This is a genomic window from Arachidicoccus sp. BS20, from assembly GCF_001659705.1.
Classification (GTDB): domain Bacteria; phylum Bacteroidota; class Bacteroidia; order Chitinophagales; family Chitinophagaceae; genus Arachidicoccus.
In genome coordinates this window covers 841,720-855,183 of record NZ_CP015971.1, presented here as the reverse complement: position 1 = coordinate 855,183, position 13,464 = coordinate 841,720, and the positions used below count along the sequence as shown (strand labels likewise).

Sequence of the window (13,464 nt, the reverse complement as noted above, 5' to 3'; positions counted from 1 at the left end):
GTTTTTTCGTTTATCAACCAATAAAAAGCCATTATTATGAGGCAGCTAAAAATTGCCACGCAGATTACCAATCGTGATTCACAGGCAGTAGAAAAGTATCTTCAGGAGATTTCAAAGATTTCGATGATTACACCGGAAGAGGAAACTACGCTCGCGCAAAAAATCAAGATGGGCGATCAAAGGGCTTTGGACAAGTTGGTGCAATCCAACTTACGTTTTGTGGTATCTGTGGCTAAGCAGTACCAACATCAGGGTTTATCACTTAGCGATTTAATCAACGAGGGTAACCTCGGCTTAATCAAAGCCGCACAGCGGTTCGACGAAACCAAAGGTTTCAAATTCATTTCTTACGCCGTATGGTGGATTCGCCAATCCATTTTACAAGCGTTGGCAGAGCAGGGCAGATTAGTCCGCTTGCCGCAAAACAAAATTGGCACCTACAACAAGGCGAATAAAGCTTATATGGCTTTTGAGCAGGAGCATGAACGCGAACCAAGCACGGAAGAGCTTGCAAGCATTCTCGAAATGAGCGAAACAGAGATCAACAACATTTTCCAAAGCAACACGCGCCACACATCTTTGGACGCGCCTGTTCACGAAGCGGAAGACGTAGCGATGGGCGATTTGCTCGAAGGTAGTGATGACACGGACGATGATGTGATGAAAGATTCTTTGCGCGAAGAAATTCGTCGTGTGTTGAAATCTTTGAGTCCGCGCGAAGCCGAAATCGTGAATGCGTATTTTGGTCTTGAAGGCGAAAATGGAATTACCATTGAGCAGATAGGACAGAAGTACGATTTGACGAAAGAACGTATTCGCCAGATTAAAGAAAGAGCTATCAAACGCTTGCAGAAAGCACGTTACAGCGGTTCGCTGAAATCTTATTTAGGTTAATTTGAATAAGGAAAAGTTTGAAAAACCATTCGTGAAAACGGATGGTTTTTTAATGTGAATAAGTCAGAATTGTTTTTATAAAAAATCTCCTAACTTTGCTTTTTAATGACACTCTCAACAAAACACTTGTTAGGCATTAAAGACCTTACGAAAGAAGACATTAGCCTCATTCTTTCAACTGCCAATCAATTCAAAGAAGTATTGCAACGCCCCGTAAAAAAAGTTCCTTCGTTGCGCGATGTTACCGTTGTCAATCTGTTTTTTGAAAATTCCACGCGCACTCGAATGTCGTTTGAGCTTGCGGAGAAAAGGCTTTCGGCAGACACGCTCAATTTTTCCGCATCCGCATCGTCGGTGAAAAAAGGCGAAACTTTGCTCGATACCGTGAACAACATCCTGAGCATGAAAGTAGATATGGTGGTAATGCGTCACAGTGCAAGCGGTGCGCCGCATTTTTTAGCAAAACATATTGATGCGGCTATTATCAACGCAGGCGACGGCATCAACGAACATCCTACGCAGGCTTTGCTTGATGCGTTTTCGATGAAAGAAAAATTCGGAACGCTTGAAGGATTAAAAGTTGCGATTATCGGAGATGTGATGCATAGCCGCGTAGCTTTGAGTAATATTTATCTTTTAAAGAAAATGGGAGCAGAGATTGTGGTTTGTGGTCCACCAACTTTGATTCCGAAATATTTGCAGGAAGCGCTGGATGTCCACATCGAATATAAAGTAAAAGATGCACTCGATTGGTGCGATGTGGCGAATGTGCTGCGCATTCAATTGGAACGGCAAAATCAACCACTATTTTCTTCGTTGAGAGAATATAATCTGGCTTACGGCATCAACCGGAAACTGTTGGATTCTTTGAAAAAAGAAATCGTCATTATGCATCCGGGTCCGATTAACCGCGGCGTGGAACTCGACAGCGATGTTGCCGACGGCGAATTTTCCATTATTTTAAATCAGGTAGAAAACGGCGTTGCCGTGAGGATGGCTGCATTGTATTTGTTGTCGGGGAAAGTCTGAACCTTGATTTGAAAGATTGAAAAGATTGTTGGGATTGAACACACAACAATTATTAATTTTTAATTACTAATTTTTAATTAAATGCGCATCGCTTTATTTCCCGGAACCTTCGACCCGATTACTTTGGGACACGTGGATATTGTAAACCGCTCATTGAATCTATTCGATAAAATAATTATCGGCATAGGCACGAATGCCAGCAAAATTCCTATGTATTCTGATGAGCAACGCCTGCAATGGATTAAAGAGATTTATAAAAATGATAATCGCGTGGAAGCCGCTGTTTATGAGGGTTTGACAGTTGATTTTTGTAAAAAAACAGGTGCGCAGTATATTCTTCGCGGCATTCGTTTTGTGAGTGATTTTGAATATGAAAAAACCATTGCTGATATGAACCGCAGTTTGGATAATTCCATTGAAACTATTTTCCTTACTTGTTTGCCGCAATATTCTTCTGTTGCATCAACACTTGTGCGAGATGTTATCCGTAATGGCGGCGATGCGAGTTCTTTCTTACCCGATGTTGTGAAGAATAGTATTTATCACAAATAATTTCTTTTATCTTCGCGCTCGATTAAGGTTTTTGTTTACACAAAATTAAAAGGGAAGATTGGTGTAAATTCCAACGCTATCCCCGTAGCCGTAACAAGCAGTTTTTATAAAACAAGTTGTTGAAGATTACCACTGTTTCGTTGTAAGAAATGGGAAGGTTTCAACAATGCTTCAAGCCGGAAGACCTGCCTTTATCACATATTATTTCATTGGCTTTCGGGACGAAAAGTTGAAGAACGAATTTTGACGTGCAACTATTTTGCTGTGTCTTGTTCAGCTTTGCTATTTTCTTCTCGAAGCCGCTATTTATAAGGCGTGCGGCAGATTTTACCTTTTATATTTTTATTGATTTCATCGTGCGTTTTTGCACAGGAAGATACCGCGCATCATTTAAGAGAAGTGGAAGTAAAAGGCAAAATAATTCCACTATCAACAAAATCAATCACACCTGTACAAACGCTGCAACAAAATGATTTACAAAACATCAACGGTTCAACTGTTGCCGATGCAGTCAAATATTTTTCGGGTGTTCAGGTAAAAGATTACGGCGGAATCGGTGGACTGAAAACTATATCTGTTCGCAGTTTGGGCGCGAATCACACAGGTGTGAGCTATGATGGAATTATGCTGAACGATGCACAAAACGGGCAGATTGATTTGGGAAAAATTTCGTTGGATAATGTTGAACAAATCAGTTTGTATAATGCACAACCGACAAATATTTTGCAACCTGCACGTGCATTTTCATATGCATCTGTTTTGGAATTGAAAACGATAAAACCATTATATAATGATTCGGAAAAAATAAAACTAAATGCTTCATTAAACACGGGTTCTTTTGGTTTAATCAATCCTGCTGCAACTATTCATTACAAGTTCAACAATAAACTCGCGAGTTCGCTGAATGCCGCGTGGGAAAAGGCAAACGGCGAATATAACTTCACTTATAAAAACGGTTCTGTTACGGAAAAGGGCAGAAGAACAAATGCGGATATTCACGATTTTCATGCAGCTTATAATTTGCAATATGCCATTAATGACAGCAATATTGTGAATGTTGATGCGTATTATTATCATTCGCAAAGAGGCTTGCCCGGCGCTATTATTTTATACAGCGGACAAGGAACACAACGCCAATGGGACGATAATTTTTTCGCGCAGGCTTTTTGGAAAAAAAAGTTATCAGCGCGAAGCGAATTATTGCTCAATGGAAAATATAATTACACTTATACCGATTACTTGGACACGGCTTATCAAAACGCGCAACATAGATTGGAAATGATTTTCTACCAACGCGAATTTTATGTGAGCGGTGCATACTCTTTTCAACTTTTTTCTTTTATGAAAGCAGCGTATGCAACCGATTTTTTTATTGATAATTTGCACAGCAACCAACAAGACTTTGCAACACCTACGAGATATACTTTGCTAAATAATGTAAACGTAAAATTTTCATTTGAGCAATTGCAAATTGCCGGGAACTTATTAAGTACAACAGTAAACAACAAAGTAGAACATCGCTCAAAACCCGCTAATTATCACCATTTCAGCCCGACGGTAGAATTTATTTATCAGCCATCGAAAAATGTTCCATTAAGGTTAAGAGCGTTTTATAAAGACATTTTCCGAATACCTACTTTCAACGATTTGTATTACACACAAGTAGGAAACACCAATCTGAAACCGGAATATACCAAGCAGTATAATTTGGGAATTACGTGGCGACAAAACTTTAATAATTTTATACAATCAATATTATTCATTGCTGATGGATATAATAATCGTATCAACGATATGATACTTGCCATGCCGCGTCAAAACATTTCGCAATGGAGTATGCAGAATGTAGGCAAGGCTTTTATTAAAGGTTTGGATTTAACGGCAAAGTTGAATTTTGAACCGATTGAAGAATGGCATTTCTCTTTCGATGCGAACTATACGCTACAACAATCATTGAACAATGACCCGGCATCGCCGGAGTATAAACACAAGATTCCTTATACGCCGAAGCATTTTGCTTCGTTCAATTTGTCGGCAGATTATAAAGCATTTTCATTTGCATGGAATGCGCTGTTTTCGGGCAATAGATACGATGCAGTGTACAATAGCGCCGATGCGCTTTTGCCCAAATGGAACGCGCAGGATGTAACGCTTTCATACAAATTCATTAATAAGAAATCTGCTTGGAAATTGACTTTGGAACTGAATAATTTATTCAATCAACAATATCAGATAGTAAGTTATTATCCCATGCCGGGAAGAAATTTCAAGATTGGTATTAACTGGAACATTTAAAATTTTTTATACAAATCATTATTCAAAAATAAAAAACAGAACAAAGATGAAACACACAAAACACTTATGTACATTGGCTTTGGGTGCAACCTTGTTGATTGTAGGTTGTAGTAAAAACGATTCGCCGTCTACGCCGGACAAAACGTACAAATCATTAAATGACGGATTGTATGTATTGAATGAAGGATCAGGACATAATAATACATACATTACTTATTATGATTCTATCACAAAAGATACAACTACAGACATTTATTCTAATGTGAATAGTACTCAATTGGGAAATTTTGGTAATGACGAATTGATTTATGGAAATAAATTGTATGTAGTTATAAATGGTTCAAATTATGTAAGTGTAATGGATAAAAGAACTGCAAAATTGCTCGCGCAGATAAATGCAGCCGATGGAGATAGCTGGCAGCCAAGAAACCTTGCTACTTATAATGGCGAAATATTAGTATCTGCATGGGATGGAACTGTTTCGGTAATTGACACGTCGTCTTTGACAATTACCAATACAATTAAAGCCGGAACAAATCTTGAAACAATGACTGTTGTAGGAAACACATTGTATGTAGCCAGTTCCGGTGGAGCAACTTATCCGCAATTGGACAGTACTGTTTCTATTGTTGATTTAAACACAATGAAAGAAACAAAAAGGCTTAAAGTAGGTATCAATCCTCAAAAGGTTGTAGCCGATTTCAAAGGCAACGTTTATGTTTTAGTATGGGGCTATTCCGACTATTCAAATCCTTCTAACCCTAAAGTAATAGCACCCTCAAAGATTTATAAAATAGATGCAACCACTCAAACAGTAACTGATTCATCGTCTGTCATAACCACCGCTGATAAAATGGCTATTTATAACGATGTACTTTATTTGGATGGTTCAGGAAATCAACCTGTATTTACATTAAATACAAATAACCTGCACGATAATTTCGTCAATTTCATAACAGATGGTACAACGCTGATGTATCCTTATGGTATCAATGTCGATGAAAGCAATGGAAATGTTTATGTAACAGATGCAAAAGACGGACAAAGTCCAGGGGAAGTGTATTGCTTTGATAAAACCGGAAAGATGACATTTACATTTTGGGCAAATATTTTTCCCGATAAAGTTGTGTTTTTAAGATAAAAAATACATAAAAGCGCGTGAAGAAAAAACTTTATGCGCTTTTATTTATCCGAATCATCATTGTCTGTCTCATCCGAAACCCTTCCTGCACCTCTATATGTTTTCTGCCAATAATCATCATTCAGGTCGCTAATCATTACGCCGCTGGACGATGCGTGTACAAATTTATTGTTCTGCAAATACACGCCCACGTGCGTAATGCGCGCGCCTCTTGAAGTATGAAAAAATACAAGGTCGCCTTCCCGCAAATCATTTTTAGCAATACGTTTACTGTGTTCATATTGTTCTTCCGAAGTGCGAGGTACTTGCTCATCGTATATATCTTTCAGCAGCATTTTTGCGAAAGCAGAACAGTCAATACCGTCTTTGCTGTTTCCGCCATACAGATACGGAATACCGTACCAGCTATCAATTTCTTCCATCAGCGGAACATTGGTAATAGTCGTTGGCGGTACGTTGAGAATAGTTGCATATTTCGCCTGTAACGAAGCCGCATCATTGTCAGGCGAAATGCTATTTGACGTAGTCGTAGCTTTATGATTTTCCACATAACCATAGCTTTTAGATTTTGTAGCCGTTTTTTCGCCCGGCGAAACATCGATGCTGTTGAGAAAATGCGGCGGATTGCTGTGCCGACGGTTGTTATTGTCTGCGGAAATATTTTTAGTCGAGCTGCACGAAAACAGCAGAATTGACAAAGAGAAAAAAAGAACGAGGGATAATTTATGAATAGATGAATATTGTACTATGCTCATTGTATGTATGATATTTTTACGAAACCGTATTCTGTTTTGCAAGGTAAAAAAATGATGAATGAAGATGAACTTTTAAACCAAATAATTTTGTTTTCAAATATTCAATTTGTGTGCCATTTAGTTTTTTATTTTGAAATTTATTTTATGAAATAACTAATTTGTTATATTTTATTTAATTAAATTGAAAATAACGTTTATTAGTTTAATGGTTTTGCACAATCATTTGCAGATTATCCATTTAATTTTCAGATTTATTTGTAATTTCATCCGCTATTTACGAACGAAAAATATTTATTCAACATTCGATTTGTGATTATGGTTCAGACAGAAGAACAGCAAGGATTGTACAGCAGCGCGTTTGAGCACGATGCGTGCGGCGTGGGCTTTGTAGCCAATATCAAAGGACGAAAGTCGCACCAGAATATTGCCGATGCATTGACGGTTTTGGAAAATATGGAACATCGCGGCGCGAGCGGTTTTGAACAGAATACCGGCGACGGCGCGGGCATTATGCTCCAGATTCCGCACGAATTTTTCTTTGAAGAATGTTTAAAGCTCGGCGTGCATCTGCCAAGTTTTGGCAGGTATGCAACAGGCGTTTTGTTTTTCCCGAATGAAATCCGCCTGCGCGAAGAATGCCGCGAAATTTTTCATCGTGCGGCAGAACGTTTGGGCTTGGAAATCATTACATACAGGAAAGTTCCGGTTGATACAACTAATATCGGTTCTGTGGCTTTGTCTGTTGAACCGGAAATGGAGCACGTATTCATTGCGTGTCCCGACCATATCACGAATGTGGATGAATTTGAGCGCAAATTGTTTGTGCTGCGCAATTACGCAACGCATACCATCAGCAATACCGTGAAGAAGAGCGCGGTGGATTTTTATATTGCATCGCTATCAACTAAAACTGTAGTTTATAAAGGGCAGTTAACGAGTGCGCAGGTGCGTGAGTATTTCCCCGATTTGCGCAACAGGCGCGTGGTGTCTGCGTTTGCGCTGGTACATTCGCGTTTTGCCACCAATACTTTTCCTTCGTGGAGGCTGGCGCAGCCTTTCCGTTTTCTTGCGCACAATGGCGAAATCAATACATTGCAAGGCAATCTCAATTGGCTCAAAACAAGCGAGGGCGATTTTGTAAGCGAATATTTTACCGATGAAGAAATCGATATGATTTTGCCGGTTGTTCCCGGCGAGCAATCGGATTCTGCTTGTCTTGACAATATTGCGGAACTTTTGTATCACACAGGTCGTTCGCTGCCGCACGTAATGATGATGCTGGTTCCCGAAGCGTGGGACAATAACGATTTGATGGACCCTGTGAAGAAAGCATTTTACGAGTATCACGCTTGCCTCATGGAGCCTTGGGACGGACCTGCAACCATTTCTTTTACCGACGGAAAAATCATCGGCGCCACGCTTGATAGAAACGGTTTGCGTCCGTCGCGTTTTTGCCTTACGAATGATGACCGCGTAATTATGGCTTCGGAAACAGGCGCACTGCCTGTTGCGCCCGAAAACATTATTCACAACGGAAGATTGCAGCCGGGCAAAATGTTTATCGTGGACATGGAGCAGGGAAGAATTATTTCCGATGAAGAAGTGAAACAAAAAATCTGTTCGCAAAAGCCTTACGGCGAATGGCTGAATAAATATAAAATCAAGCTGGAAGAATTATCCGAACCGCGCATCATGTTTACGCACTTGGAAGATGCACAGGTGTTTAAATATCAAAAAGCGTTCGGCTATTCTCAGGAAGATATTACAAACATTATTGCACCAATGGCGGTGGATGCAAAAGAGCCGCTTGGCGCGATGGGCATGGACACGCCGTTGGCTGTGTTGAGCAACCAGCCGCAACATTTGTCGTCGTATTTCAAGCAGTTGTTTGCACAAGTTACCAACCCGCCGATTGACCCGATTCGTGAAAGGATGGTTATGTCTTTGGCAACCTATCTTGGTGCATCCGGAAATATTTTAAGAGAAGAACCGGAATATTGCCACACCGTAGGATTGAAACATCCGATTTTGAACAATAAAGATTTGGAAAAATTGCGCTCGATTGATACCGGCAATTTTCAGGCAAAAACATTGCAAACCTACTTCGTTGCCGACGGCAAACACGGCTCGCTGCAAGCCGGCATTGAAAGGCTTTGCCGCTACGCCGCCGATGCCGTTAAAGACGGTTTTCAGGTGCTGGTGTTGAGCGACCGCGCCATTGACAGCGGGCACGCAGCTATTCCGTCGTTGCTGGCTGTTTCTGCAGTGCATCATCATTTAATCAGGAAAAAATTGCGCGGCAAAGTGGCGTTGGTTGTGGAAGCCGGCGACATTTGGGAAGTGCATCATTTTGCCTGTCTCATCGGTTTTGGCGCTACTGCGATTAATCCTTATTTAGCTTTATCGACTATTCGTTCCTTAAAACTGACAGGAAAAATCCAATCGGATGAGTCCGTTGATAAACTGAAAAATAATTATATCAAAGCTGTGTGTAACGGCTTGCTGAAAGTCTTTTCCAAGATGGGCATTTCAACCTTGCAATCTTACCAAGGCGCGCAAATCTTTGAAATCATCGGGTTGAACAAAACGGTAGTTGATAGATATTTCACGGGCGCAACTTCGCGCATCGAAGGTTTGGGCTTGGACGAAATTGCAAAAGAAGCATTGTATAAGCACCGGTTTGCGTTCAGCAAATCAACCATTCCGGTGGACAGGTTGCCCGAAGGCGGTATTTATCAATGGCTGCGTAAGGGCGAAGTGCATTTGTTCAATCCGCAAACCATTCATTTGTTGCAGTATTCAACAAGAATGAATGATTATGCTATTTATAAAAAATACGCGAAGCTCATTAACGAGCAAGGCGAAAAAGCAGTTACGTTAAGAAGTTTATTTGCATTAAAACCCAATCGCCCCTCCATTTCGATTGATGAAGTGGAAGCGGCGGAAAACATTTACAAGCGTTTCGCCACCGGCGCCATGAGCTTTGGTTCTATTTCCTGGGAAGCGCATACTACGCTTGCCATTGCGATGAACAGACTTGGTGCGAAAAGCAATACCGGCGAAGGCGGCGAAGACCCGATTCGCTACAAACCTTTGCCGAACGGCGATTCCATGCGTTCGGCAATTAAACAAGTCGCGTCTGCAAGGTTCGGCGTTACGAGTCATTATCTCACGGAAGCGGATGAATTACAAATAAAAATGGCACAGGGCGCGAAGCCTGGCGAAGGCGGACAGTTGCCCGGACATAAGGTGGACGAATGGATCGGGCGCACGCGGCATTCCACGCCCGGCGTGGGTCTGATATCGCCGCCGCCGCACCACGATATTTATTCGATTGAAGATTTGGCGCAATTAATTTATGATTTAAAAAATGCCAACCGCGCTGCACGCATCAATGTAAAATTGGTTTCCAAAGCAGGAGTCGGTACGATTGCCGCAGGCGTGGCAAAAGCCAAAGCCGATGTGATTTTGGTTTCAGGCTGGGACGGCGGCACAGGCGCTTCGCCGATGAGTTCTATTAGACACGCGGGCTTGCCTTGGGAGCTTGGCGTAGCAGAAACGCACCAAACTTTGGTTAAAAATAAATTGCGCAGCAGAGTTGTGTTACAAGCCGACGGGCAAATGAAAACAGGCTTGGACATTGCGGTTGCGGCTTTGCTTGGCGCGGAAGAATGGGGCGTAGCAACGGCTGCGCTGATTGTGGAAGGCTGTATTATGATGCGCAAATGTCATCTCAATACTTGTCCCGTTGGTGTGGCTACGCAAAATGAAACATTGCGTAAACGCTTCACGGGCGACCCTGACCATGTGGTAAATTTCTTCAAATTTTTAGTGCAGGATTTGCGCGAAATAATGGCGGAGCTTGGCTTCCGTACGGTGGATGAAATGATTGGACAAGTGGATTGTTTGGTAAAGAAAGAAAATATTACGCATTGGAAATTTTCCAAACTCGACCTTTCGCCCATCTTATACAAAGAGCCTGCGGAAGAAGGCGTTGGCTTGTATCACAGCGAGCAGCAAGACCATTTGCTGGACAATGTGTTGGATTGGAAATTGTTGGAAGTTGCCCGGCCTGCATTGGAAAATCAAGTACGCATTTCTGCAACATTTGACATCAGAAATACAGACAGAACGGTGGGCACAATTTTGTCCAACGAGATTACCAAAATTTATAAAGACGCAGGTTTGCCCGAAGATACCATTCATCTGAAATTCAACGGCAGCGCGGGACAGAGCTTTGCGGCATTCAATACAAAAGGTGTTACGCTCGAACTCGAAGGGGATGCCAACGATTATTTCGGGAAAGGTTTGAGCGGAGCGAAACTCGTGGTTTATCCTTCAAAGAAATCAACATTTGTTGCAGAAGAAAACATCATTGTCGGCAATACGGCGTTCATCGGTGCGACTTCGGGCGAGGCATACATTCGCGGTAAAGCGGGCGAAAGATTCTGTGTAAGAAATTCGGGGGCAAAGGTAGTTGTCGAAGGCGTTGGCGACCACGGCTGCGAATACATGACGGGTGGAATTGCTGTAATACTCGGCAATACAGGCCGTAACTTCGGCGCGGGCATGAGTGGTGGCATGGCGTTTGTGTATGACGTAAACAATTCATTCAAACAAAATTTCAACGATGAAATGGCTGACCTTGAAACATTGGATGAAGAAGATTTGAACACGTTGAAAGATATGCTCGAAAAACATTTTGCTTACACCGAAAGCAATGTGGCGAAATTCATTTTAAGCGATTGGGATAGTCAGCTGAAGAGTTTTATTAAAGTAATGCCGAGAGATTATAAGAAAGCTTTGGAAGAGCAGAGGGAGAAAGTGAAAATTAAAAAGTAAGAAATAGAAAATTCATTTAATTTACTTAGTAAAACTATGATATGATTATTTGGTCAGGCTACGGTTTTTTAGTTTTTGTTATCGTGTTTATAGATTCTCTAATCGCAAATTTCATTAGCGATTCCATTACAAAAGATGAGAATTTTTATAGCGAAAATTTAATTCCTTTAGGCGTTTCTTTTTTGTTCTCAGCTTTAGTAATTATGCTATTCTCAAAATATTTCGATAAGAGAAAAAGTGAAGGTAAAGGAACTCGCGTATTCGATAAAGTGACAATTGCGAAAGGCAACCGGAATAGACTTTTTTTTATTCCTTTTCAATATTGGAGTTATATAATGACTTGCTTGGGATTAGGTGTGATTTTATATCAACTGATAAAAAAACAGTAAAAACCACAAATCATACATCTTAAATCATAAATCAAAGATGGGTAAAACAACAGGATTTTTAGAATTTACCAGAGAGCTTCCGAAGAAAAAGAGCGTGGAAGAGCGTGTGAAAGATTACAAGGAATTTGAATCGTTGTATTCGGATAAAATGTTGAATGAGCAGGCTGCGCGCTGCATGAACTGCGGCGTTCCGTTTTGCCACAGCGGTTGTCCGTTGGGTAATGTGATTCCTGAATTTAACGATGCCGTTTATCGCAAGGATTGGAAAGAGGCTTATGAAGTACTTTCATCTACCAATAATTTCCCTGAGTTTACGGGAAGAATTTGTCCTGCGCCTTGCGAAAGCGCATGTGTGCTGGGTATCAACCAACCTCCGGTTGCGATTGAAGAAATTGAAAAACACATCATCGAAAAAGCGTTTGATTTAGGCTTGGTAAAACCGCGCACGGCAATCGTTCGCACAGGAAAAAAAGTTGCCGTGATTGGTTCGGGACCTGCGGGATTGGCAGCGGCTGCGCAACTCAACGAAGCCGGGCATTCCGTTACCGTTTTTGAACGAGACGATGCTGCGGGCGGATTGCTGCGCTATGGCATTCCCGATTTTAAACTGGAAAAAAATGTAATTGACAGAAGGATTGCATTGATGGAACAAGAAGGTATTGTATTTAAGTACAATGCCAACGTAGGCGTGAATGTGAAGATGAATGATATTCTGCGCGAGTTCAATGCGGTCGTGCTTTGCGGCGGCGCCAATGAGCCGATTGATTTGCCTTTGCGCGGCAGAGAATTGAAAGGCGTTCATTTTGCAATGCCTTATCTTAAGCAACAAAATAAACGCAACGCATCCAAAGACCCGTTGGCGTTGCCGAAGATTGAAAGCAATGTTGCGGAGGAAGAAATTATTGCGACAAACAAAAACGTTATTATCATCGGCGGCGGCGACACAGGAAGCGATTGCGTAGGAACGGCAAATCGCCAAAATGCAAAATCTATTCGTCTTTTTGCGCGCGCGCCGTTGCCGCCTGAAGACAGAGATGAATACAATCCTTGGCCGCTTTACCCGATGGTTTTAAGAACATCCTCTTCACACGAAGAAGGTGTGGAAAGACATTGGGCAATCGGTACGAAAGAATTTCTGGGCGACGAAAACGGAAATTTACGCGCCATCAAAGTGGTAGATTTGGAATGGAAAATCGAAAAAGGGAAACGCATACAATATTACGAAGTGCCGGGCACGGAACGCGAACTGCCATGCGAATTGGCATTGCTCGCCATCGGTTTTGCGCATCCGGAACATAACGGCTTGCTGGAAGATTTAGGCGTTGAACTCGATACCAAAGGAAACGTGCGTGCGACAGAACAAAGCTATCGTACCAATATCACGAAAATATTTGCCTGCGGCGATATGCGCCGCGGTCAGTCGCTCGTGGTTTGGGCTATCAGCGAAGGACGCGAATGCGCAAGGCGGGTGGATGAGTTTTTAATGGGTGCGTCTTTATTGGAAAGCAAGGATGAGAATATGGTAATTGCGAATGGATAGGATTTTTGAGAAGTCCTAAAGCTGAAT

The 13,464-nt window shown here is 41.6% G+C and carries 9 protein-coding genes and 1 riboswitch; of the genes, 8 read left to right on the top strand and 1 reads right to left on the bottom strand.

Translation table 11 applies throughout. The features are described from left to right. The first annotated feature begins 36 nt into the window (after nt 1-36). From A9P82_RS03935 to A9P82_RS03915, 5 genes are all read left to right on the top strand, one after another. Nucleotides 37-894, top strand: coding sequence for a sigma-70 family RNA polymerase sigma factor (locus tag A9P82_RS03935; RefSeq protein WP_066204385.1), 858 nt, complete (start codon nt 37-39; stop codon nt 892-894). A gap of 105 nt (nt 895-999) precedes the next feature. Beyond that, entirely contained in the window at nt 1,000-1,923 is a 924-nt protein-coding gene (locus A9P82_RS03930) for an aspartate carbamoyltransferase catalytic subunit (protein ID WP_066204384.1), read from the top strand. 81 nt (nt 1,924-2,004) lie between these two features. Continuing rightward, nucleotides 2,005-2,475 carry a pantetheine-phosphate adenylyltransferase gene (coaD, locus tag A9P82_RS03925; RefSeq protein ID WP_066204383.1) on the top strand — a complete coding sequence of 157 codons (471 nt, stop codon included), beginning with the start codon at nt 2,005-2,007 and terminating at the stop codon, nt 2,473-2,475. An 8-nt stretch (nt 2,476-2,483) separates the two neighbouring features. After that, a riboswitch (cobalamin riboswitch) is annotated at nt 2,484-2,682 on the top strand. 108 nt (nt 2,683-2,790) lie between these two features. Then, nucleotides 2,791-4,770 carry a TonB-dependent receptor gene (locus A9P82_RS03920; protein ID WP_066204382.1) on the top strand — a complete coding sequence of 660 codons (1,980 nt, stop codon included), beginning with the start codon at nt 2,791-2,793 and terminating at the stop codon, nt 4,768-4,770. 46 nt (nt 4,771-4,816) lie between these two features. Next, nucleotides 4,817-5,911: a DUF5074 domain-containing protein gene (locus A9P82_RS03915; RefSeq protein ID WP_156522593.1), complete on the top strand. Its 1,095-nt coding sequence runs from the start codon at nt 4,817-4,819 to the stop codon at nt 5,909-5,911. A gap of 41 nt (nt 5,912-5,952) precedes the next feature. On the opposite strand, the gene A9P82_RS03910 is transcribed toward A9P82_RS03915, so the two are convergent. Beyond that, complete coding sequence (locus A9P82_RS03910) at nt 5,953-6,666, bottom strand: C40 family peptidase (protein ID WP_082915210.1); 714 nt, start codon at nt 6,664-6,666, stop codon at nt 5,953-5,955. Between the two features lie 315 nt (nt 6,667-6,981). Between A9P82_RS03910 and gltB the strand changes: the two genes are divergently transcribed. The 3 genes from gltB to A9P82_RS03895 are packed head-to-tail and all read left to right on the top strand — an operon-like array spanning nt 6,982 to nt 13,437. Further along, nucleotides 6,982-11,508, top strand: a complete 4,527-nt coding sequence (gltB, locus tag A9P82_RS03905; protein ID WP_066204377.1) for a glutamate synthase large subunit — start codon at nt 6,982-6,984, stop codon at nt 11,506-11,508. A 41-nt stretch (nt 11,509-11,549) separates the two neighbouring features. Then, the gene (locus A9P82_RS03900; protein WP_066204375.1) at nt 11,550-11,897 is read left to right on the top strand and encodes a hypothetical protein; all 348 of its coding nucleotides are present in this window, start codon (nt 11,550-11,552) and stop codon (nt 11,895-11,897) included. Nucleotides 11,898-11,934: 37 nt separating this feature from the next. After that, nucleotides 11,935-13,437 carry a glutamate synthase subunit beta gene (locus A9P82_RS03895; RefSeq protein WP_066204373.1) on the top strand — a complete coding sequence of 501 codons (1,503 nt, stop codon included), beginning with the start codon at nt 11,935-11,937 and terminating at the stop codon, nt 13,435-13,437. Nucleotides 13,438-13,464 lie beyond the last annotated feature (27 nt).